Genomic DNA, 24,227 nt, shown 5'->3' with positions numbered 1-24,227 from the left:
TAATTAATTCATTTATCTTCTTCTTCCGCCACCGCTGCCAGAACTTCCGCTGCTTCTTGATGAACCGCTGGAAGAACTGCTGCCCGAAGAGCTTCCGCTTGAATAACTTCCGGAGCTTGATCTTCCTGAAGAAGTACTTCCGGAATTTGAACTGCTGCTTCGGGATGGTGAAGAATAACTTGGACTACTTGATCTTGAAGGAGAAGAATAACTTTTTGATGAACTTCCGCTTCTTCCAGAATTTGAGCTTCCTTCATAAGATTTTACATTCGGTTTGCTCATTGTACTGTTTCGAGTTTTATAATTTCTTTGTGTTGTATATGAACTTCTTTCAGAAGAACTTGGTCTTGAAGTACCTTTTTGTGTAAAATCTCCAGATTTCTTCTCATCAGTTCTTTTAGATATTGCTCTTTTTTCTGTACTTTTTTCATTGGAATTTCTGTCAGATTTGGAAAATGATCTTGAATTATTTTTTTCATCATAATATTTTGACGCACGTTCTTGTGATCCACCGATATTTGCGGAACTTCGTGAAGTTCTATCTGAGTTTACTGAAGATTCGCCTCTTGATTTAGACAAACCGGATGATCTATTTGCCGAGCTTGAATTACGAGTTGCTCTATCTGATAGATAATTTCTTCCGCCGTTGTTGTCTCTTGATCTATAATCATAATTGGTTCTGTACTTTGTTTTACTGAAATAATTATTAATTGGGTAGTGATAATAATAACCCGATGAATACCAACCGTTGAATCCGTAATAGTAATCGTAATACCACGGGGAATACCATGAATAATAAGGTGAATACCAATTAAATCTGTAACTGTACCAAGGATTCCAACTGTCCCACCAAGGATCATAATAACCCGAGTATGTTCTGTATGTCATTCCAGGATAATAAAAATCGTAAAATCTATAGATTCTAGATTCATTTCCAAAATCGTCATTATAATTCTCATCAACATAATTTGTATCATAATCTTCATCGGAATAATATTCTGATGAATCGGCATATTCATCATCATAATATTCAGTTGTATCTTCGGCATATGCTTGATCCGGTGCTTTTTTCTCAACTTTATCCCAATAAGCTTCACGCTCATAATCGTAGCCAATTTCGGTATAACATCCGGCGAATGTTACGGTTAAAGCAATTATTAGGAAATAAATATATGTTTTCATTTTTGTACCTCGTAATTATAAATCATATAATAGGATTCAAAATCTAAGCCAAAAAAATATTCGTTTTATTGCAATTTTTAATTCATTTGCAAAAACTTTTGTACAAATTTATAAACTTCTGTATAGTTTTTTATACAATATTAATCTTTTGAAATTACAGAAAAATTGAAGATTAATGGATTTAACGAATAGTCCGTTTTAATCAAAAAAGAGATATATCCAATTTTACTAGTGGTGTGAAAAGTAAGTTTATTTTTTTGAATTTTACAGTCATTAATTATTCCATCTCCTTTTATAATTTCAAATTGCGGATTTATTCTACGAAATTCGAGCCCGTTGCCGAATGAATTAATTCCGAATAATTCTATATAATAATTGGAATTAACCAACAATTTGTGTCCATTAACATTTGTCGAAAATTTCACTTCATAAATGCTGAAAAAGAAATGCCAGATTATAAATGATGATATCACTAAAATTGATATTATAAATATATATATCACTGATACTTTAAATATTTTATTTGGACGTAATTTTATAGGTGGTTCCCTCTTTGGCATCTTCCAAAATGATTCCCATATCTTTTAATTTGTCTCTAATCTCATCCGCAAGTTTGTAATTTTTTTCAAGTTTGGATTTTTTTCTAAGATCAATAAGCATTTCAATTAATTCGCTTTCCAATGTGTTTCTTAAAGTATTTTGCCTAAAAATTTCAATTCCTAAAACATTTGTAACTGTCTTTAGTAAATAGTCCTTTGCGCTTTGTAAAACCTCAGAAGGCACTTTTTCATTTTTTGCGAGATATTTATTGAAATCTCTAATAAAATCAAAAACAGATGCTAAAGCTTGTGAAGTATTAAAATTATCATCCATCGAACTTTCAAATGCAAAAAGATATCTGTCAATTTCAAAGGAATTTAAATTATTTTCATTGCTTGGCTTCATATTTTCAATCTTTTGCGCAAGATTAATTATTTTTTCCAAACCTTTTTCGGCACCTTCAATTAAATCTTCCGAAAAACTTAAGGGACCGGAAAAATGTGTTTGACTGAAAAATAATCTAATGGCATTCGGATTGTATTTCTTTAAAATCTCCCTTGCCGTAAAAAAATTACCTAATGATTTAGACATTTTCTCTTGGTTAATATTTAAGAATCCGCAGTGAATCCAATATTTTACAAATTCACTTCCGCAAGCTGCTTCGCTTTGCGCAATTTCATTTTCATGATGCGGAAAAATTAAATCATTTCCGCCGATATGAATATCAATTGTTTGACCTAAATGTTTCATGCTCATCGCGGAACATTCGACATGCCATCCCGGTCTTCCGTTTCCCCACGGACTTTCCCAAAATGGCTCGTTCGGCTTTGCTTTTTTCCATAATGCAAAATCGAGAGGATTTTTCTTTTCTTCATTTATCTCAATTCTTGCGCCGGCTTCAAGATCAGCCAAATTTTTTCCGCTTAGTTTTCCATATTCGGAAAATTTATTAACATCATAGAATACATTGCCTTCAACATTATAAGCAAAATCTTTATCTACCAATTTTTTTATTAAATCTAATATTTCGGTTATATGTTCTGTTGCCTTTGGATAAACGTCAGCTTTTTCAATTCTAAGTTTTTCTATATCTTCAAAAAAAGCCGAAGCGTACTTTTCGGCAATTTTTTCAACCGGTAAATTTTCTTCGTTGGATTTTTTAATCAGCTTATCATCAATATCCGTAAGGTTCATTACAAACTTTACATCATAATTCTTATATTCCAAATATCTTCTAATTATATCAGCTGAAACGAATGTACGCGCATTTCCAATGTGAAAAAAATCATAAATTGTTGGTCCGCAGACATAAATTGTAACTTTTGGCGGATTTTGGGGAACGAATTCTTCCTTCTTTTTTGTAAGCGTATTATAGATTAACATTTAAACTCCAAAATTGAAGCTCAAATATAGCAAATTTCATTTTTTAAAACATTGAATCAAAATTTCAATCTTTTACTTTGGCGTTTTTTATATTTGCCAATGATTTATTTAATAATTGTTTCAATTATTTGGGCTCTGTCTTTCAGCATAATTAAAGGAACTTTGATTTCCATTGATCCCAATTTTGTTGCATTTGTCAGGTTATTAATTTCATTTATAATTTTCCTTCCTTTTTTAAGGATAAAAAGAATTGGCAAAAATGTATTTTTCCATTTGGCTTTGATTGGGATGATTCAATATGGAATAATGTATTTGGCATACATTTATTCTTTTCAATTTTTAGAAGCTTATGAAATTGCGGTGTTGACTTTACTTACTCCTTTTTTTGTAGTTTTAATAATTGAAATTTGGGAAAAGAAAATTAATTTTCTTCATTTGATAATTGCTCTTTTAACAATTATTGGCTCGTTCATTGTTGTATATAAAGAAAATTTTGGATTTGCATTTTTGAAAGGAGTTCTGCTTATTCAATTTTCAAATATTTGTTTTGCTTTCGGACAAGTTTATTATAAGAAAATAATTGAAAAGCAATACGATATTAAATTTTTTGAAACATTTGCGATATTGTATTTCGGCGCTGTTCTAATTACTGGATTATTTGCAGGAGTAACAACAAATTTCAGTGAAATTAAAATAAGCTATGATCAAATCTATTCTATTTTATATTTAGGAATAGTTGCTTCTGGAATTGGTTTTTTCTTATGGAATATAGGCGTTACAAAAGTTGATACCGGAACATTGGCAATTATGAACAATTTAAAAATCCCGTTAGGCGTGCTTTTCGCGTATATTCTTCTTGGAGAAAAAACAAACTTGATCCAATTGTTAATCGGATCGATTATTATAGCAATGTCTTATATTTTAAATTATCGTTACTCAACTCGATAATAAAATTATTCAAGTAAAAATGAAAGAAATTTGATTTTTGAAAAATGATGAACTAAACTTACAATTCAATTTTAAGAGTTTAATAAATGAATGAAAAAAAAAAATTAAACATAAATTCAATCAAAACAATTGCGCTTACCGCTTTAATAGTTGCGGCTTCAATTTTATTATTTCAAAATTTTATTTCAAAAGAAACTTTGAACAATAATGAGATCGTTAAGGAATTTCCGCAAGAATACAAAATCATTTCGCCAAATATTCCCAGTAATTTAGAATTTTGCGGTGAAAGAGTTCCTATCGATAATTTTGAAGTATATGAAAGATTGGACAGAGAATTTATTGTAAATACTTATTGGCATTCATTGATGATCTTGACATTAAAAAGAGCAAACAGATGGTTTCCTGTAATTGAACCAATTCTTAAGAAAAATAATATCCCGGATGATTTTAAATTTTTATGCGTTACTGAAAGTACTTTGTTGAATTTAATTTCTCCATCAAATGCTGTAGGCTTTTGGCAAATATTAAAAGGTTCCGGACAAGAATTAGGTTTGGAAATAAATGATGAAGTTGATGAAAGATATAGCGTAGAAAAATCTACCGAAGCGGCATGCAAATATTTGCGATCCGCTTATGAGAAGTTTGGGAATTGGACAATGGCTGCGGCTTCTTACAATATGGGAAGAAATGGAATAAATGATCAGCTTGGCAGACAAAAAACTAACAATTATTACAATTTAGTTTTAAATGACGAAACTTCTCGTTATGTTTTTAGAATTATTGCGACAAAAATTATGATGAACAATCCTTCAGAATATGGCTTTGACCTTAAACCTGAAGATCTATATAAACCTTATGAAATGGATGAAGTGTTTATTGATAGTACGGTTTTAAATTGGGCAGATTTTGCAATTGCAAGAGGTATAAATTATAAAATTCTTAAACTTTACAATCCTTGGCTGAGGGATAATTTTTTAACTAATAAACAGAAAAAAAGTTACACAATTAAATTACCTAAACCGGGTACAATTACTGTAATTCCCGAATTATAATTTTTGCTGCCTCCGTAACTCTTGCAGTAGGTTTAAAAAATCTTCAGGCAATTCAGATGTAAACGACATTTTTTCATTGGTAATTGGGTGAATAAATCCTAAGGTTTTAGCGTGAAGTGTTTGTCTATTAATAATTTCCAAAAGATTACTTACCCTCGCTTTAATTTTAGGCAGCTCAAACCCGTAGTTTATTCTTCTTCCGCCGTATGTCGGATCGCCAAAAATATTGTGCTTAATGTGAGCTAAATGAACTCTAATTTGGTGAGTTCTTCCGGTCATTAGTTTTAACTTTACCAAAGTCAGAAAATCAAACTCTTCAATTACGGAATAAATTGTATGCGCGGATTTTCCATCAGATTCGGAAACTGAAAATAATTTTCTGTCTGTTTTACTTCTTGCAATATTTGCAATTATTTCGCCGCTCGAATCTTTAAATTTTCCCCAGCAAACAGCCCAATATTCTCTTTCGGTAGATTTTGCGGCAAATTGCTTTGCCAAATGAGAATGGACTTCTTCATTTTTCGCGATTACTAAAAGTCCGGTTGTATCTTTATCAATTCTGTGAACAATTCCGGCTCTGTAATCTCCGTTAAATGAACTTAAATTTTTAGTATGATGCAGAAGTGCATGAACCATAGTTGATGTATAATTTCCGTAAGAAGGATGAACAACCATCCCCGCTGGTTTATCTAAAATTATTAGATAATCATCTTCATAAATTATTTTTAAGGGAATGTCTTCAGGCTCAATCTTATCAGGTCTTGGCGAAACCGGAATTGTAATTTTAATTTGATCTTTAGGCAAAATTATATAATTAGATTTGACTGCTTCATTGTTAACAAAAACCAAATTATTCTTAATTAGTTTTTGTACTCTTGATCGGGTTGTATTTTCTAAACAATTTGCTAAATAAGAATCTATTCTTTGTTTTCTCTGTCCCTCAGTTATTACTAAATTTATTATCTTCTCTGTCTGTATTGCCATACTCTATTTGAGTTTCAAGTTTTTCCGATGCGTTTTCTATTTCTAATTTATTCTTACTTCTATCTTTCTCAATGCTTTTATGAAATATTAAAATTAATGCAACTCCAATTGTAACGGCAGAATCCGCAACATTAAAAATGGGAAAACTATCATATGTTTTGCCAAAAATTGTAAAACCAAAAGTATCCACATGTAAAAAATCAACTACCCGACCATATAAAAGTGGGGCGTAGCCGTAAATAACTCCGTAAAAAAATCTATCGATTAAGTTTCCAACAGCTCCGCCTAAAATTAAAGCCAATGAAAAACGATATAGGAATTTTTCATTTCTGACATTATATAAATAAATTACAATGCCAATACTGGCTATTAACGAAAATAAAGAAAGAAATAATTTTGCATAATCTCCAACTTCAATTCCAAAAGCCATACCAGGATTTTCAACAAAAGTAAATTTGAAAATATCTCCAAATACATTAATACTTTCGCCGTATTTCATTCCTTGATGATTTATTCCTAAAAACGGAATTGAAATACCTTTAACTAAAATTTTTGTTATTTGATCAATTAAAACAATAATAAACGAATAAAAAATTACTCTCAAATATCACTCGACTGAATTTATTAAGACTTTTTATTTTTGCAATCAACACAATGTTGAGTATGCGGAACAGCAAGCAATCTTTTCTTTGGAATTAAATGCGGACCTTCGGGCAATTCCAAACTATCTATGCAAACACCGTAAGTACCGTTATCTATTCTTTGTAGCGCGTCTTCCAAATATCCTAAAAATTTTGTTTCTCGCTGAGCCCACAAATATAATTTTTCTCTTTCCTGGGCATCGGTTCCCTGCTCTGCCATATGTAAAGAATACGGAGAATTTTCATTTACATACTGCCCGGTTGTTTCATCCATCATTTGTTCTTTTAGATTCTGCAGCTGTTCAATAATTTCTTTTCTTTTTTCAAGAATTACATCTTTGAATTCAGTTAATTCTTTCTTGGAATATCCAACAAATTTCTTTGTTATTTTCGGTTTTGCAGGTGTTACTATCACTTCTATTTTTTTTCCGGTTTTAGTTTTAGACGGAGTCTTAACTTCACCTTTATTAACTATTACATTTTTGTTCTTTTTAACAACTGCTTTTTTAACAACTGTTTTTTTGACGACTTCTTTTTTTGCTGCCGGTTTTTTATCAGCAACTTTTTTAACTGGCTTTGCTGTATTTTTTTGCGTTTTTACACTTTTACTTTTAACACTTTTACTTTTAATATCTTTCGTCTTTTTTTGTGCAGTTTTTAAAGACGACGGTTTTGTTTTTGCTGTTGTTTTCTTTGCCATGATTCCTCTCCTCAATAAAATTACTTTACCTTATTGATGGTTATATTGCATTTAAATTCACCAATGGTCAATTCTTCAGTATAACCTGTTCCCCCGTCAATATTGTTTATTAAACTATCTGCAAGCACTTCATTATTTATATAATTGCGAAAATGTTCTATATGATTTGCAAGTTCAGAATCACACGAATAATTTATTTTAATTCTATCTGTGATTTCCAAACCCGCGCTTTTTCGCATATTCTGAACTCTGTTTACAAATTCCCTTGCAAATCCTTCGCCGATTAATTCATTAGTCAATTCACTATCAATCGCGACGGTTATTCCATTCTCGGATTCAACAACCCAACCTTCAATTTCGGTACTAATAATTTCTACGTCATCTAACGATAAACTAACATCATTACCATCCAAAGTAAATGAAAAAGATTTGTCGGTTTCCAATTTTTTAATTTCATCTTTTGTGAAATCTTTAATTCTTTGGGCCAAATTTTTCATCATTTTTCCGTATTTCGGACCAAGAGTTTTAAAGTTTGCTTTTGTAGATTTATTTACAATAGATGCATCATCCTCTAAAACTTCTAAATCTTTAATATTAACTTCTTCCAAAATTACATCGCTCATATTTCTAACTGCTTCTCTGTATTTTGGTTCAACGGCAATCATAATTTTTTTAAGCGGCTGTCTAACTTTTAAATTGTTTTTCGCGCGCATTGCTCTTGTTAAATATACAACTTTTTGCGCAATATCCATTTTATTTTCGAGCTGTTTATTTCTGTATAAAGAAGTTGGAAAATCAACTAAGTGTACTGAACTTCTTTTTTCAAGTTTAGTTACTTTGTTCAAACTTTGATAAATTTCTTCAGCAATAAATGGGGCAAATGGAGAAGTTAATTTTACAACCGTAATTAAACATTCATATAAAGTTTGATAAGCAGATATTTTGGATTTATTTATCTCAGATTTCCAAAATCTTCTTCTGCTTCTTCTTACATACCAGTTAGAAAGCTCGTCAATTGTAAAATCACTTACTAATCTTGCAGCTTTTGTAACATCATAATTATTCATTAATTCTTCATATTCTTCAACAACCGAAGACAATTTTGCAATTATCCATCTGTCAATTTCAGATCTTTCTTCATAAGGTATAAGCTCATCGCTGAAATCAAAATTATCAATGTTTGCATAAAGTGCAAAAAACGAATATGTGTTAATTAGTGTACCAAAAAATTTTCTCTGAACTTCTACAATTCCATCTTCATCGAAAAGAGTTGTTCGCCATGGCGGACTGCCGGTAACAAGATACCATCTTGTCGCATCTGCACCGTGCTTGTCAAATAGTTCAAAAGGATCAACGGCATTGCCTTTTGATTTTGACATTTTCATTCCGTTTTTATCCAAGATTAGTTCATTTACAATTAGATTTTTAAACGCAACTTTCTCAAATAACATTGTTGAAATTGCGTGTAATGTGTAGAACCATCCTCTAGTTTGATCAATTCCTTCGCAAATAAAATCCGCGGGATAATTTTTCTCAAACAATTCTTTATTCTCAAATGGATAATGGTGTTGAGCAAACGGCATAGCTCCAGAATCAAACCAAACATCTATCAATTCGGGTGTGCGCTGATATATTTTTCCGTTTTTTTCAAATTTAATTTCATCAACAAACGGTTTATGAAGATCTATTTCTTCTTTTGGCAGATCGCCGACTTTAACTTTTTTACCGTTTCTATCAACAAATCCTTCATTTAATTCTTCAATACTTCCAACGGAAAACATATCGCCGTCGTCTGAAATCCAAATTGGCAATGGTGTTGCCCAAAATCTATCACGAGATAATGCCCAATCTTTATTTTCTTCAAGCCAATTTCCAAACCTTCCAGAACCGACTTCCGGAGGATACCAGTTAATTTCTTTATTCAGTTCAACCATTTTATCTGAAATTGACGTCGTTTTTATGAACCATGATTCACGCGCGTAATATATAACGGGAACATTATCAAATCTCCAACTGAATGGATATGAGTGAGTAATAGTTTCCTTTTTGTAAAGTTGTCCTTTAGCTTTTAATGCTTGAATAATTTCCTGATCAGCGTCTTTTACAAACTTTCCGGCATAATCTGTTATATCATCGGTAAACAATCCGCCGCGGGTTACCGGCTGCAGAAAAGGCAAATTATATGATTTAGATAATTCGTAGTCGTCCGCGCCGAATGCTGGTGCAATATGAACAATTCCAGAACCGTCTTCAGTACTTACAAAATTTGCTTCGGTTACGTAAAAAGCTTCTTTATCCACACTCAAATAAGTAAATAATTGATGATAACCTGTTCCCGCTAATTGAGAACCTTTAATTTCATCAATTATTTCATACTCTTCCCTTATTACTGATAATCTTTCCTTTGCTAATATTAAATAAACTCCTTCAGTTTTAATTTTTACATAATCTATATCTGAACCTACGGCAAGAGCAACGTTTGAAATTAAAGTCCAAGGAGTAGTTGTCCATACAAGGAAATATGTATCACCATCTTTTGCTAATTCGGAATCTTTCAATTTCATCAAAACGTATACTGAAGGATCTTTTGTTTCTCTATAACCTAAAGCAAGTTCATGAGAAGATAAAACTGTTTCCGATCTCGGACATTGCGGAACAATTTTATAATCTTTAAAGATCAAGCCTTTATCAAACAATGTTTTTAATGCCCACCAAACCGATTCTATATATTCATTAGTACAAGTTATATAAGCGTCTTCAAGATTCAGCCAATAACCCATACGGTTGGTCATTTTTTCCCACAAATCTTTGTACTTAAACACTGACTCGCGACATGCGGCATTATATTTTGCAACCCCAAATTCAGGTATCTCACTTTTGCTTTTAATTCCCAATTGTTTTTCAACTTCAATTTCAACTGGCAATCCGTGAGTGTCCCAACCTGCTTTTCTATTTACTTTAAATCCTTGCAGCGTTTTATAACGGCAAACTAAATCTTTTAAAGTTCTAGCCATTACATGATGAAGACCGGGTTTTCCGTTAGCAGTTGGTGGTCCTTCAAAAAAAGTAAAAGGTTTATTGCCTTCTCTTAGTTCAATACTTTTTTGAAAGATGTTGTTTTTTTGCCAAAACTCTAATATTTCTTCTTCTATCTTAGAATAGTTAACACCGTTTGAATATTGTTTATACTTTTCCATAATTTGAATAGATTAAAATCCTACTTTTTTTTTGAAACTATTTATTTGATAAAATTTCAGAAGCTTTTTTATTTGCTTCAAAAACTATTTTTTCAGCTTTTAAGTTTGCTTCTTTAATAATTAATTCGGCTTTGTGTTTAACTTCTAATAATTCTTTTTCGTGATCAATTTTTTTTAGCTGGGCAATTTCATTTTGTTTGAAAAAGATCTCAGAAATCGACATTCCAAAAAATGCCATTACACCAAGCATTATTATTCTTAAAGAATATAAAATTAAATTTTCAAATAATAAATTTTCAGTATGAAAATAATCACCGAAGACTGATATTAACAGTGAGCTGAAAATTGTAACGGCAACGATTACCGCAAAAACAATTTTCCCGCCATGAATCCAGCCTAAAGTATTATTTGTAAACCATCCGGTTCCGAAAATAAATAAAGATAAAATAAACCAAACAACAAAGTTAACAATCTCCGAACCAAAAAGTTCGGTATTCAAAAAGTTTGATAATAAAATCAAAAGCGCGATCAACAGCGGTGACAAATAATATTTAAGTTTTTTAAAGCTCATATTTGATTAATAACTTCTTTTAGTATTTTTGTCATTTTGGGTTCGGCTTTCATTGCGACTTCAATTATTTCATTAACATCAACGGGTTTTAACGAATCGGGAAAACACTCATCGGTAATTATACTTATTCCTAATACTTTCATTCCCATATGATTAGCAACAATACTTTCGGGAATTGTTGACATACCAACTACATCGGCACCGGTTGCACGTAAAAATCTATATTCTGCTTTTGTTTCTAAATTTGGACCCGGAACAGCAATATAAACTCCTTTTTGAACTTTTATGCCATTTTCCAAAGCAATCATTTCTGCAAGTTCAATTAATTTTTTATCATAAGGTTCACTCATATCCGGAAATCTCGGACCTAAAGAATCTTCGTTTTTTCCAATTAAAGGATTATCACCAAGAAGATTTATATGATCCATCATTATCATCAAATCGCCTTTTTTATAAATCGGGTTCATGCCGCCGCAAGCATTGGAAACCAATAAAGTTTTCACTCCAAGGAATTTCATCACTCTAACAGGATACGTAATATGCTGCATGCTGTAACCTTCGTAAAAGTGAAATCTTCCCTGCATTGCAATAACGTTTTTTCCATTTATAGTTCCCAGAATGAGTTTACCTGAATGGGATTCTACGGTTGATAAAGGAAAATGCGGAATTTTTTCGTATTCAATTACATTTTCAATATTTATTTCGTTAACCAAACCGCCAAGTCCGGTGCCTAAAATAATTCCAATCGGATATTCTTTTGCACTATATTTTCTTAATTCCGATAACGTTTCTTCAATTTTTTGTAATAACTCTGACATTATTTACCTTAAATTGGAAATGTAAACTTAACTAATTCTTTTATTTATTTAACAAATAATTTCTTTCTCCAAAAATTGCCGTCCCAATACGTAAAATTGTCGCGCCTTCTTCAATTGCTATCTCAAAATCACCCGTCATACCCATTGATAAATGCTGAAAATCAAAACCTTTATCGATTAATAATTTCTTAAAATTAGCCAATTTTTTGAATGAATTTCGAATAATAGTTTCATTTTCTGTAAAGGGCGCCATTGTCATTAGCCCTAAAATTCTAATATTCGGAAGATTTTTGCAATATTCTATTATTTTCACAAGACTATCAAAATCTTGAATTCCGTATTTCGAAATTTCATCGGATGTTTTAACTTCAAGTAATATTTTTTGAACTTTATCAATATTTTGTGCCCTTTTGTTAATTTCTTCAGCTAATTTAGTTGAATCAACCGAATGAATTAAATCGGCAATTGGAACAACGGTTTTAACTTTATTAGATTGTAAATGACCAATGAAATGCCAATTAAGTTCTTTCCCAAGATATTTGAATTTTTCATCCAACTCTTGAGCTTTATTTTCACCAAAATTTATTAGTCCAAATTTTGACGCAATTTTAATTTCTTCAATTGAATGAAGTTTTGAGACGGCAACCAAAGTAATTTCGGAAATGTTTCTTCCTGCTGAATCACATTTAGTTTTTATTCTCTGTAAAATATTCTCAATATTATTTTCAATTTCCCGCATAATTCTTTTTATTGGTAGTAATAAAAAAGGAGCGTTTCCGCTCCTTAAAAATACATTATGATTTTCAAATTAACTGCAGCCAGTTGTTGATCCGCAAGTTTCACATTTCAAACAAGTGCCATTTCTAACCATAGTCATACTTTGGCATTCGGGACAAATATCACCTGTATAACCTAAAATTCTTGCTTCTTGAACTTTTTTGGTCATTTGTGCTACTTTTGTATGTAATCCATTTCCATTTGAAATTCCGTTTCCGGAATTAGAATTTTTAACATTACTGTCCATAGAATTATCGAGATGGATCATTCTTTCGCTTATAACTTCTTCACTTACATATTCCGGTTCAGCAACTGTGCCATAACTTTTATTTCTTGTTAATTCATCCTCTTCAACGTGCGAAAGATCATTTCTGCTTAAATATGTAACTGCTAATTCTCTAAAAATATAATCTATTATTGAAGTAGCCATTTTAATTCTTCTATTTCCTGTTACCATTCCGCTTGGTTCAAATTTTGTAAAAACAAACGCGTCAACAAATTCTTCCAATGGAACACCATGTTGCAAACCTAATGATATTGCTATTGCAAAATTATTCAATAAGCTTCTTACAGCGGCTCCTTCTCTGTGCATATCCAGGAAAATTTCACCAAGTTGACCGTTTTCATATTCGCCGGTTCTTATATAAACTGTCTGTCCGCCTATTTTTGCTTTTTGGGTGTAGCCTGTTCTTCTATCCGGCAATCTTCTTCTTTTAGCAATATATCTATGAATAATTCTTTCGGCAATTTTAATAATTTCATTATTATTTTCATCTTCTTCTTCAATCGCGTCAATAATATCTTCCGAAGTTGAATTTAATGGTTGCGAAAGTTTTGATCCGTCTCGATATAAAGCATTTGCTTTTATCCCCATTTTCCACGAAGTCATATAAGCATCTTCAACATCCGTAATTTTTGCTTCACTAGGTAAATTTATTGTTTTGGAAATTGCCCCCGAAATGAACGGCTGAGCTGCTGCCATCATATTGATGTGCGCATGAGTTTTAATAAATCTTGTTCCTTTTTTCCCGCATTTGCTGGCTGTATCAAAAACAGGATAATGCTCATGTTTTAAGAAAGGAGCGCCTTCAATTGTCATTGTTCCGCAAACATAGTCATTTGCTATAGAGATTTCTTGTTTCTTAAATCCTATTTGTTCAAGAATATTTAGATTATAATCTTTGAATTGTTCATCCGTAAGACCAAGAACATTTTTACAAAAATCCATCCCTAGGGTATAGGTATTAATTGCAAAGTTCAATTCAAAAACTGTTGGAAGAATTGGTTCAATTTTCTTTAAAATTTCCTCAGTGAAACCTTTTAATTTTAATGTTTCATGATTGATATATGGACATCCGTTTAATGAGCCGGTGCCTTTTGCATATTTTACAATTTCATTTATTTGCTCTTGGTTATAACCAAGTCTTTTTAACGCTGGTGGAATTGATTGATTGATTATTTTGAAATATCCGCCGCCAGCCAATTTTTTAAATTTAACCAATGCATAATCTGGTTCAATTCCAGTAGTATCGCAATCCATTACCAAACCTATTGTTCCTGTCGGTGCAATAACTGTAACCTGTGCATTTCTAAAACCATATTTTTTCCCGAGATCAACCGCATTTACTGCGTCGTTCTGTGCCGCTTTCAATAAATCTGATGGACAGAATTTCGGATCAATTCCCATTGGATAGATTGAAAGACCTTCGTATTCTTCAACCGGAACATTAAATGCAGCTCTCTTGTGATTTCTGATTACTCGCTGCATATTTTCTTTATTCTGCTCATATTTTGCGAAAGTCCCCAATTCTTTAGCCATTTCGGATGATGTTGCATAAGATTTCATGTGCATAATTGCGGTAATTGCTCCGGCGATTGCCTGACCTTCTTTACTATCGTATGGAATGCCTTGGATCATTAATAATGAACCTAAATTAGCGTAACCCAAACCAAGTGTTCTGTAATCATAACTATTTTGCGCAACCGATTTACTTGGGTATTGTGCCATTAAAACACTTATTTCTAAAACAATAGTTAACAAACGTGTTGCATGACGAAATGATTTTATATCGAATATTTGTTTTTCCTCATCATAAAATTTCACCAAGTTCATTGAAGCAAGATTACAAGCCGTATCATCAAGGAACATATATTCGCTGCAAGGATTTGAGGCATTGATTTTTCCATCATTTATACACGTATGCCATTCGTTTATTGTGGTATCAAACTCTAATCCGGGATCTGCTGAAGCCCAAGCCGCAAATCCGATTTGCGCCCATAAGTCTCTTGCTCTCAATGTTTTGCATGCTTTAGGTTTTCTATTTTCTTTTTCCGCTTTTTTCTGTTCAACACGCCAAACCAATTCCCAATCAGAATCTAAAGTGACCGCATTCATAAATTCATTTGTAACTCTAACGCTGTTATTAGAATTTTGTCCGGAAACAGTAGCATAAGCTTCAGAATTCCAATCAGTGTCGTATTCAGGAAATTCTATTGAAGTAAAACCTAATTTTGCAAGTTGAATAACTCTCTCAATATAATTTTCAGGTATTTGAGATCTTCTTGCATTTATAATTGCAGCGTTTAATTTTTTATTGCTCTTTTTATTAAATCTATCATTTTCAGGATGTTCAGCATAGCATGCTTTAATAATATTATTGAGATGCAGATTGCACAATCTTGAACCCGTAACAATTGCGGCAACCTTTTGTTCTTCGTGTTGTTTCCAATCAATAAATTCTTCAATATCCGGATGATCGATATCCAATGTAACCATTTTAGCCGCTCTTCGGGTTGTTCCGCCTGATTTTATGGCACCTGCAGATCTATCTCCAATTTTTAAAAATGACATTAATCCTGATGATCTTCCACCGCCGCTTAATGGTTCGTCGGCTCCTCTAATTTTAGAAAAGTTTGTACCGGTTCCTGAACCATATTTGAACAATCTTGCTTCTCTTACCCAAAGATCCATAATTCCGTCTTCGTTTACCAAATCATCAACAACAGATTGAATAAAGCAAGCATGAGGCTGCGGATGCGTATAAGCATCTTCGGCTTGTGTTAATTCCGCTGTTTTATAATCAACATAATAATGACCTTGCGCCGGTCCGTTAATTCCATAAGCCCAATTTAATCCCGTATTAAACCATTGCGGACTATTTGGAGCTGCCATTTGATTTGCGAGCATATAACATAATTCATCATAAAATGCTTGAGCATCTTCTTCAGTATCAAAGTAATTTCCTTTCCATCCCCAATAAGTCCAAGTTCCAGCCAATCTATGAAAAACTTGTCGAGAATCTGATTCACCGCCAAATCTATCTTTTTCAGGTAGTTCATTTAACAGTTCATCATCAGGAATTGAAGGCTGAAGCCATTTTGGAACACCTTTTTCTTTCATTTTTTTTATTAACTTTGGAACGCCGGCTTTTCTGAAATATTTTTGAGTTATAATATCGGTAGCGACTTGTGACCATGATTTTGGAACCAAAACATCTTCCATTCTAAATACGATGGTTCCGTTGGGATTTTTAATTTCTGAAGTTCGCTTTGTGAATTCTATATTGGAATAAGGTTCCTGATTAGCGACAGTATAATAACGACTAATTTTCATTAAAGCCTCAAATTTTAATAAGTAAACAGATTGTCAATTTGTTATTGAAAAGTATTTTAATCCAGCCGATGATTTTGTAGGAAAAAGACTGACAACATCGGGCTCGAAAATTAAACAAATGATTTATATTTTCAAATAAATAATTTTAAAAATTAAGCGTAAAATTTATTATTTAGTTCAAAAATTTTGTGGTCAGAAAATAAAAAATAATTTATTAAACTCAATATTAATTTTCATTTTTTTTAATAAATGTAGGAATAGCAATGAAATTTGAAAGAAGTGCTGGAATTTTACTTCACCCAACTTCGCTTCCGGGTGATTATGGAATTGGGACAATTGGTAGAAATGCATATCGATTTGTTGATATTTTAGCCGAATCGGGTCAAAAACTATGGCAAATCTTTCCGCTTGGTCCAACAGGTTACGGAGATTCTCCTTATCAGTCATTTTCAACTTTTGCCGGCAATCCTCTGCTGATTGATCTTGATTTACTTAAAGAAGACGGTTTACTTTCCGAATCGGATTTAAATAGTATTCCCCATTTCCAAAATAATAATATTGATTTTGGAAAACTGATTGAAATAAAATATCAATTACTTTCTATTGCATTTCAGAATTATAAAATCTCTGGAAAAGTATTTTCAGAAAATTGCGGAACATTTTGCCATGAAAATGAATATTGGTTAAACGACTACGCTTTGTTTATGGCTGTTAAAGAATTCCATGGCGGAAAATTATGGACCGAATGGGATAAAGAAATTGCTTTCCGTTTGAACAATGCGGTAGAAAAATGGACTGAAAAATTAGAGTACAGATATAATTTTCAAAAATTTTTACAATATACTTTTTATACACAATGGAAAAATCTAAAGACCTACGCGAATTCCAAAGGAATAAAAATAATTGGCGATGTACCGATTTTTATAGCTTACGACAGTTCTGACCTTTGGGCAAATAAAGAATATTTCTCTGTTGGTAGTGACGGTAAACTTGAAACAAAAGCAGGAGTTCCGCCCGATTATTTTTCTGCTACAGGTCAGCTCTGGGGAAATCCGCTTTACAAATGGGATGTTATGCAGAAAGACAATTTCAGTTGGTGGAAAAAAAGAATTCAAAAAACGCTGGAATTGGTTGACATTGTTAGAATAGATCATTTTAGAGGATTGGAAGCATATTGGGAAATTCCCGGTGATGCGCCAACAGCTCAAATTGGTCGTTGGGTAAAAGCCCCTGGAAGAGAATTGTTTAATGAAATTAAAAAAGATCTCGGCGATCTTCCAATAATTGCCGAAGATCTTGGTGTTATAACTCCCGGCGTTGAAAAATTACGTGATGATTTTGAATTTCCGGGAATGAAAATTCTACAATTTGCTTTCGGTCCAAACGGAGACAAAAACTTTTTACCTCATAATTATGTAAAAAACTGCATTGTTTTTACCGGCTCACATGATAACGATACAACTACCGGTTTTTTCTATAAAGAAAAAGAAAATAATACCGGAGTTTATGAATGGGCGCAGAAATACTTAAATTACTTTGGCGATAATTTAACGCAAGAACTTATCAGAACAGCTTATGCGTCAGTCGCAAATTTTGTTGTTATTCCAATGCAGGATATTTTAGGATTGGGTTCAGAAGCCAGAATGAACTTCCCAGGTAAATTAGGAGGAAATTGGACTTGGCGTTTCGATTGGAGCCAAGTAAATTCTAATTTATCTTTATATTTAAAATCTTTAGTAGAACTTTATGAAAGAAATAAAGTTAAATTAGAAACAAAATCAGATACAAATACACCGGAAAAATATTTACCTTAATAAAAAAAGGCAATTATGTTTGAATTTATATTAGATAATTTTAGAAAATGCAAAGAAGGAAAAGATCTCGAAAATAAAAATCATGCAATTAAAATTGCGGCATGCGCTTTGTTTTTAGAAATGGCTCAAGCAAACGGCGATTTTAGCGAAGTTGAAAAATCCAAAATTTTTGATATTTTTAAGTCAAATTTTTCATTGACGGAAAATGAAATAAATCAGCTAATATCCGAATCACAAGAAAAAATAAAAAAATCTGTAAGTTCTTATGAATTTACAGAGATAGTTAATCAAAATTTTGATAATGAAGAAAAATATAATCTTATAAAAAGTCTTTGGCATATTGCTTTTGCTGACGGTAATTTAGATGAATTTGAAGATCATTATATAAAAAAAATCGCAAGCAATCTTAATCTATCGCATAGAGATAGAATTGCTGCAAAGTTGGAAGTTAAAACTGAATTGGGTTCATTAAAAAATAACTAAACTCTTAAAAGGAAAATAATGAATAAAATTAAAAAAATTATTTTGGTAGTAATTGCTGTTTTTGTAATTATACAATTTATCAGAATTGATAAATCAAATCCACAAACAAATCCGACAAGCGATATTATAAATATTACAAATCCGCCTTCAGAAGTGAAAAGTATTTTGAAGAACGCGTGTTACGATTGTCATTCCTACGAAACAAAATATCCTTGGTATGCGGAAATTGCTCCCGTTTCCTGGCTGCTTAAAAATCATATAAACGATGGAAGAAGACACATAAATTTTTCAACTTGGGGCGAGGTAAGTAACAATGAAAAAAAACTACATCGACTTGATGAGTGTGTTGAAGTTGTAAAAGAACGCGAGATGCCGATGAAACCTTATGTACTTATGCATAAAGAAGCCGAATTGACAGAAGAACAAGTTAATTTACTTGCAAATTGGTTTTCAGCTCAAAAAGATTCATTATAAAAATTAGCCGGATGAGAATTTTCATCCGGCTAATTATTTATGCCATTAAAGCAGCAATCGCCGAAGTATTTACAATATCATCAACACTGCATCCGCGACTTAAATCAAATAACGGTTTTTTCAAACCTTGAACAACCGGACCAACAGCTTCCGCTCCGCCTAATCTTTGAGCAATTTTATAACCAATATTTCCGGCTTGCAGATCAGGGAAAACCAAAACATTTGCGCGACCTGCAACAGTACTTTCCGGAGCTTTTTTCTTCCCAATTGAATCAACAATTGCAGCATCGAACTGAAGTTCACCGTCAATCATTAAATTTGGATTTTTTTGCTTTGCGATTGCAGTTGCTTCTAAAACTTTATCCACCAATTCATGTTTCGCGCTTCCTTTAGTAGAAAAAGAAAGCATGGCAACATAAGGTTCTTCACCGGTTAATTTTTTATGATTTTCAGCTGTTGTAATTGCTATATCGGCTAATTGAGCAGCATCGGGATTTGGAACAACCGCACAATCCGCAAAGCTGAAAACTCTGTTTGGAAAAATCATTAAAAAGAAACTTGAAACAATTGAAATTCCATCCGGCATTCCAACGCACTGCAAAGCAGCTCGTAAAACGTCTCCCGTAGAAGCGGTTGAGCCCGCAACAAATCCATCAGCTTTGGATTCTTTAACCATCATTGCGCCGAAAAATAAATCACGTTTTAATGTTTCTCTTGCCTGTTCAATTGTTAAGCCTTTGTGTTTTCTCATGTTAAAAAAAATATTGGCAAAATCGCTGAACATTTCTGATTTTTCATAATCAATTATTCTAACACCGGAAAGGTCAACTTCCAATTCTTTTGCTCTTGCACGAATTTTATCTTCATTTCCAAGTGTAATAACTTTCGCAATTCCTTCGCTTGTTAATTTTTGAGCGGCTTTTAAAACTCTGTCATCGTGTGATTCGGGAAGTACAATTGTTCTTCTTAAATTTTTTGCTTTCGATTTTATTTCTTCAATTAATTGTAAATCTGCCATAACTATCCATTTTTATTTTTTTTGTATGCTAAATATAATAAAATAGGCTATGACTTAATTATAATTTTATATTCAAATTTTGTTATTTTAAGAAAAATATTTTTATTAATAAAATTTTGGGATATTTATGGAAATCCAATTTATCGGCGCAGCGCAAACTGTTACGGGTTCAATGCATTTAGTTGCAACCGGAACTACAAAATTTTTGGTCGATTGCGGAATGTATCAAGGAAAAAGAAAAGAAGCTTTTGAGATAAATAGAAATTTTGAATTTTTTGATCCAAGAGAAATTGATTTTATAATTTTAACTCACGCGCACATCGATCACTCCGGCAATTTACCGACTTTGGTTAGTAAAGGATTTAAAGGAAAAATTTATACAACTTTCGCAACAAGAGATTTGGTTACAATTATGCTGAGAGACAGCGCACACATTCAAGAGATGGACGTTGAATTTGTAAATAAAAGAAGGGCAAAGCAGGGTAAAAATTTATTTGAGCCTCTTTATACTGCCAAAGATGTTTCTAATACATTGAAGTTAATTGTTGGATTAAACTACCATCATGATTTTGATATAACGCCAGATATTAAATTATATTTTGCGGACGCGGGACATATTTTAGGCTCTGCCGTTTCACATTTAACTATTAAAGAAAACGGGAAGGAAATAAATATTGGATTCAGCGGAGATTTAGGAAGACCAAATTTACCCATTTTAAGGGATCATGAAAAAATTAGAGACGTAGATTATTTCGTTTGTGAAAGCACATATGGCGGAAGAACTCATGATAATCCAAAGGATTCCGAACAAAGTTTGGCACGCGTTGTAAATAGAGCTGTTCAGCGTAATGCAAAGATTATTGTTCCGGCTTTCAGCGTTGGTAGAACTCAGGAATTAGTATATGCTCTGCATAGAATTTTCCTTAAAAATGATGCTCCAATTATACCGGTTTATGTTGATAGCCCGCTTTCAGTAAATGCTACGGAAGTATTCAGACTTCATCCAGAATGTTTTGATAATGAAACTGAAGAATTTATTTTAAAGAACAAAGACCCTTTCGGTTTTAATCAATTGAATTATATTTCCGAAGTTTCAGAATCAAAGGAACTAAACAATTATAATGGACCTTTGATGATAATTTCAAGTTCGGGAATGTGCGAAGCCGGTAGAATTCTTCATCATTTAAGAAATAATATAGAAGATCCTAACAATATTATTTTAATGGTTGGATATTCCGCTCAGGATACTTTAGGCAGAAGAATTATGGATAAAAGTGAATTCATAAAGATTTTTGGAGAAGAATTTAAACTTAAAGCCGAAGTAATTGTATTAAATTCTTTCAGTGCTCATGCAGATGCAAATGAGTTGATAGATTATGTTAATCAATTTGATAAGTCAAAATTAAAAGAAATATTTTTGGTTCACGGAGATTTTGATCAGCAGGAAATATTTAAAAATAGAATTTTAGAAAACGGTTTTGCTAAAGTTTATATTCCAAAACAAGGTGATGTTTTCGTTTTGGATTAGAGAAAAATATTCGGCATTATTTTGTGAAAAAATTACGAAAATATTCTTTTTTGTTTTAGCATTAACAAATATTTTGTTATCGCAAAACTTTAATGACAGTTTAAATTTTGCTTATGCCAAATATCAAAAAAACATGTTCAACAACGGATTTGAAAAAAGGCTGAATACTTTAAATCTTATTTCAAATTTATCTTTATCATCTAACACGGAAAATTTCTTTTTCGGACTTGACGAAAATTATTTTTCTTCTTTGGTCAGATCCGTCGAAAAAAATATTAAGGATGAACAATCTCTATCATTAATTGGTGAATATAAATTTTCACCTCTAATTCAGATTGGAATCTTAACAAGAAATAATATTTATTCGAATGACAGGAAAATTGCAATAAATGAAGCTTCTGTTCTTCATTCAACAGCTTACACAAAAATATCGCCGGTTGATCATCTAAAAATAATTCCATACGGCGGTTATTCAATAAACAGGCAAGTAAATGAAAATGATAACGGTTTAATTTACGGATCGAATATTTACCTGGAAAAATACAATTTAGATGAGTTTCAAATTTCCTCCAATCTTAATTTCCAAAATGAAGATATTGCTCCGCGACAAAACTACACACGATTGGCATCAATTAATTTTAAAAATGATTTTGACTATGATCTTACAAATATTATATCTGCCGATTACGGAAAAGTAAGAAAGGATTTTTATTTTGAAGCCGATTCTGTAACTTCCAGTCTTTACAATATTTCGAAAAATATTCAAAGCAGAATTGAAGATAGATATTTTATTGAAGAGAGAATTTTTAATTCAAGATTCAGTTCGGATCTTTATTTTGACTTGAGCGGAAGAGCTTCATACAGAAATATTGATAGAGTAACAAAATTTAAAAATCTTTCTAACATTCAAGTTTCATCTTTTGATTCAAGAATTAATGAATTCAGGCTGGATTTTTCGGCGCTAACGGAATACAACAGTCAACTTTTTTTTGGCAGAATAAAAGTAGATTACAGCGAGCGAGATGAAAAATACAACGCGCAGAAAATTAAAAATTCTAATCAGATATTGTATGATCAGCGAACCGAGCTTGAAAAAAGAAAAAATAACAATTCACAGTATACAACAATTTCAGGGACGGGAAATTTATCAATTTCGAAAAAAGATAATCTGCTTCTAACATTGCTGCACAGAAAATTAATTTACGATACACCGAGTGAAGAAAATTTTGACGACAGGGATGAACTGCTTTCAATTATTCGTTTGTCATATCTTAGAAATTTCAATCAGTTTTTTAATTTTTTTGTAAATCTCGAGGGAAGTTTTAACCACATTGTTTACATTTTTGCCGAAAGAAGTTCAAACAATAATACGAGAAGAAATATAAAATTAAATTCCGGCGGTGAATATACCGGTACAAATCTCTATTCAAAAAATACGTTTGAGGTTTCTGCAAATTATACTTCATATGATTTTGAAGATATAATTCCAAATATCAAAAGCTTTTCATTCAGACAGTTTAGCGCTAAAGATTCAACATCAATGAAATTGACAAAAAAACTTTATTTTGATTTTTCGGGATATATTAAATTATCAGAACAGGGTGATTTTGTGTGGGCAAATTTTACTAACAATCCAGAAAGGTTTTTAGCAGAATATTATTTGGAACCGATGCTGTATATAAAATACTCGAACCTAAATTATGGAGTAGGATTAAGATATTTTGATTTGCAAACTTTCGGATTTAATTCAAAAAATGAAAAATTTCTTTCAACAAAATATAAAAGTGTTGGACCAATAACTAACTTCCAAATCAGAATGATTAACGTCGATCTGATGTTGAATGGATGGTATGAATTTATTTCCAACGAAAAAAACAAAAAAAGAGAGCTGGCAAATTTGTTTTTCTCTGTAAATTGGCGAATTTAAAAAAATTGTATTTGTTTTAAATAAAATTTACTTTTAATATTATTAGTTAATCAGTATTGCAAAGTGACGAAAAGTTTTAATAAAACATATAAAAGTAATCCTGAAAATTTACCGGATATTGAAAAATTTGTTCTTGATACAATTCAGAATGAATTAAAAATAAATGATCAGAAAAAAGATTCGATAGAAATTGCAATAGCAGAAGCCGCTGCTAACAGTATAATTCACGGAAACCATAAGGATCCAAACAAATCCGTTTCTGTTAAAATAGTTTTAAATGCAAAAAAAATTGTTATATCCTTTAAAGATGAAGGCAACGGATTTACTCCTGAAAAAGTGCCTGATCCAACTAAACCGGAAAATATTTTAAAGGGCAGCGGACGCGGTATATATATAATGAAATCTCTTGCTGATGACGTAAAATATAAATTCACAAAAAGATCCGCAGAAGTAATTTTAACATTTAACTTATAAGTTTTAATTCCAATTTTTCATTCACACTAATAAATATTTTAAAGTATTTTCATGTAAATGAATTAACAAATTCTTATTTTAGGATAGCAAGGTTTTATTACAA

Annotated in this window: 20 protein-coding genes; 8 read left to right on the top strand and 12 right to left on the bottom strand. The window is 31.7% G+C overall.

Annotated features, from left to right (window positions below; all coding sequences use genetic code 11):
• Positions 1 to 12: 12 nt before the first annotated feature.
• The 3 genes from IPK06_17000 to IPK06_16990 all read right to left on the bottom strand — a co-directional run bounded on the left by IPK06_17000 (position 13) and on the right by IPK06_16990 (position 3,105).
• Positions 13 to 1,182, bottom strand: coding sequence for a hypothetical protein (locus IPK06_17000; GenBank protein MBK7981668.1), 1,170 nt, complete (start codon positions 1,180 to 1,182; stop codon positions 13 to 15).
• Between the two features lie 140 nt (positions 1,183 to 1,322).
• Positions 1,323 to 1,655 (bottom strand): hypothetical protein, encoded by a 333-nt coding sequence (locus IPK06_16995; protein ID MBK7981667.1) that lies wholly within the window; start codon positions 1,653 to 1,655, stop codon positions 1,323 to 1,325.
• Positions 1,656 to 1,701: 46 nt separating this feature from the next.
• Complete coding sequence (locus IPK06_16990) at positions 1,702 to 3,105, bottom strand: cysteine--tRNA ligase (protein MBK7981666.1); 1,404 nt, start codon at positions 3,103 to 3,105, stop codon at positions 1,702 to 1,704.
• A gap of 99 nt (positions 3,106 to 3,204) precedes the next feature.
• Here IPK06_16990 and IPK06_16985 point away from each other — a divergent pair, with 99 nt between their 5' ends.
• Entirely contained in the window at positions 3,205 to 4,053 is an 849-nt protein-coding gene (locus IPK06_16985) for an EamA family transporter (protein MBK7981665.1), read from the top strand.
• Between the two features lie 86 nt (positions 4,054 to 4,139).
• On the top strand, positions 4,140 to 5,105 hold the full coding sequence (locus IPK06_16980) for a lytic transglycosylase domain-containing protein (GenBank protein ID MBK7981664.1): 966 nt from the start codon (positions 4,140 to 4,142) through the stop codon (positions 5,103 to 5,105).
• On the opposite strand, the gene IPK06_16975 is transcribed toward IPK06_16980, so the two are convergent.
• From IPK06_16975 to IPK06_16940, 8 genes are all read right to left on the bottom strand, one after another.
• Positions 5,100 to 6,089, bottom strand: a complete 990-nt coding sequence (locus IPK06_16975; protein ID MBK7981663.1) for an RluA family pseudouridine synthase — start codon at positions 6,087 to 6,089, stop codon at positions 5,100 to 5,102. The genes IPK06_16980 and IPK06_16975 overlap by 6 nt on opposite strands.
• Positions 6,046 to 6,693, bottom strand: a complete 648-nt coding sequence (lspA, locus tag IPK06_16970; GenBank protein MBK7981662.1) for a signal peptidase II — start codon at positions 6,691 to 6,693, stop codon at positions 6,046 to 6,048. Before lspA ends, IPK06_16975 begins: the two co-directional genes overlap by 44 nt.
• Before the next feature lie 20 nt (positions 6,694 to 6,713).
• Positions 6,714 to 7,430, bottom strand: coding sequence for a conjugal transfer protein TraR (locus tag IPK06_16965; protein MBK7981661.1), 717 nt, complete (start codon positions 7,428 to 7,430; stop codon positions 6,714 to 6,716).
• A gap of 20 nt (positions 7,431 to 7,450) precedes the next feature.
• Positions 7,451 to 10,627: an isoleucine--tRNA ligase gene (locus tag IPK06_16960; protein ID MBK7981660.1), complete on the bottom strand. Its 3,177-nt coding sequence runs from the start codon at positions 10,625 to 10,627 to the stop codon at positions 7,451 to 7,453.
• A gap of 37 nt (positions 10,628 to 10,664) precedes the next feature.
• On the bottom strand, positions 10,665 to 11,198 hold the full coding sequence (locus tag IPK06_16955) for a hypothetical protein (GenBank protein MBK7981659.1): 534 nt from the start codon (positions 11,196 to 11,198) through the stop codon (positions 10,665 to 10,667).
• A complete protein-coding gene (locus IPK06_16950) occupies positions 11,195 to 12,016 on the bottom strand; it encodes a purine-nucleoside phosphorylase (GenBank protein MBK7981658.1) in 822 nt (273 codons plus the stop codon). Before IPK06_16950 ends, IPK06_16955 begins: the two co-directional genes overlap by 4 nt.
• A gap of 40 nt (positions 12,017 to 12,056) precedes the next feature.
• On the bottom strand, positions 12,057 to 12,755 hold the full coding sequence (locus tag IPK06_16945; GenBank protein MBK7981657.1) for a YggS family pyridoxal phosphate-dependent enzyme: 699 nt from the start codon (positions 12,753 to 12,755) through the stop codon (positions 12,057 to 12,059).
• A gap of 69 nt (positions 12,756 to 12,824) precedes the next feature.
• Positions 12,825 to 16,406, bottom strand: coding sequence for a vitamin B12-dependent ribonucleotide reductase (locus IPK06_16940; GenBank protein ID MBK7981656.1), 3,582 nt, complete (start codon positions 16,404 to 16,406; stop codon positions 12,825 to 12,827).
• Positions 16,407 to 16,669: 263 nt separating this feature from the next.
• Between IPK06_16940 and malQ the strand changes: the two genes are divergently transcribed.
• Genes malQ through IPK06_16925 form a run of 3 tightly spaced genes read left to right on the top strand, consistent with a single transcriptional unit; the run spans position 16,670 to position 19,177 of the window.
• Positions 16,670 to 18,220, top strand: coding sequence for a 4-alpha-glucanotransferase (malQ, locus tag IPK06_16935; protein MBK7981655.1), 1,551 nt, complete (start codon positions 16,670 to 16,672; stop codon positions 18,218 to 18,220).
• A 15-nt stretch (positions 18,221 to 18,235) separates the two neighbouring features.
• On the top strand, positions 18,236 to 18,703 hold the full coding sequence (locus tag IPK06_16930; protein ID MBK7981654.1) for a TerB family tellurite resistance protein: 468 nt from the start codon (positions 18,236 to 18,238) through the stop codon (positions 18,701 to 18,703).
• 18 nt (positions 18,704 to 18,721) lie between these two features.
• Entirely contained in the window at positions 18,722 to 19,177 is a 456-nt protein-coding gene (locus tag IPK06_16925) for a heme-binding domain-containing protein (GenBank protein ID MBK7981653.1), read from the top strand.
• 37 nt (positions 19,178 to 19,214) lie between these two features.
• Here the strand turns inward: IPK06_16925 and pta are convergent, their stop codons facing one another.
• Positions 19,215 to 20,195: a phosphate acetyltransferase gene (pta, locus tag IPK06_16920; protein MBK7981652.1), complete on the bottom strand. Its 981-nt coding sequence runs from the start codon at positions 20,193 to 20,195 to the stop codon at positions 19,215 to 19,217.
• Positions 20,196 to 20,322: 127 nt separating this feature from the next.
• On the opposite strand from pta, the gene IPK06_16915 reads away from it, so the two are divergent.
• The 3 genes from IPK06_16915 to IPK06_16905 all read left to right on the top strand — a co-directional run bounded on the left by IPK06_16915 (position 20,323) and on the right by IPK06_16905 (position 24,124).
• Positions 20,323 to 21,723: an MBL fold metallo-hydrolase gene (locus IPK06_16915; GenBank protein ID MBK7981651.1), complete on the top strand. Its 1,401-nt coding sequence runs from the start codon at positions 20,323 to 20,325 to the stop codon at positions 21,721 to 21,723.
• Positions 21,704 to 23,650 (top strand): hypothetical protein, encoded by a 1,947-nt coding sequence (locus tag IPK06_16910; GenBank protein ID MBK7981650.1) that lies wholly within the window; start codon positions 21,704 to 21,706, stop codon positions 23,648 to 23,650. The genes IPK06_16915 and IPK06_16910 overlap by 20 nt, the downstream gene beginning before the upstream one ends.
• A gap of 63 nt (positions 23,651 to 23,713) precedes the next feature.
• Entirely contained in the window at positions 23,714 to 24,124 is a 411-nt protein-coding gene (locus IPK06_16905; GenBank protein ID MBK7981649.1) for an ATP-binding protein, read from the top strand.
• The last annotated feature ends 103 nt before the right edge of the window (positions 24,125 to 24,227 follow it).

The sequence above is a fragment of the Ignavibacteriota bacterium genome (assembly GCA_016713565.1).
In the GTDB taxonomy this organism is placed as follows: Bacteria; Bacteroidota; Ignavibacteria; order Ignavibacteriales; family Melioribacteraceae.
The sequence above is the reverse complement of the archived record's forward strand: the minus strand, read 5'-3'. Positions and strand labels throughout refer to the sequence as shown.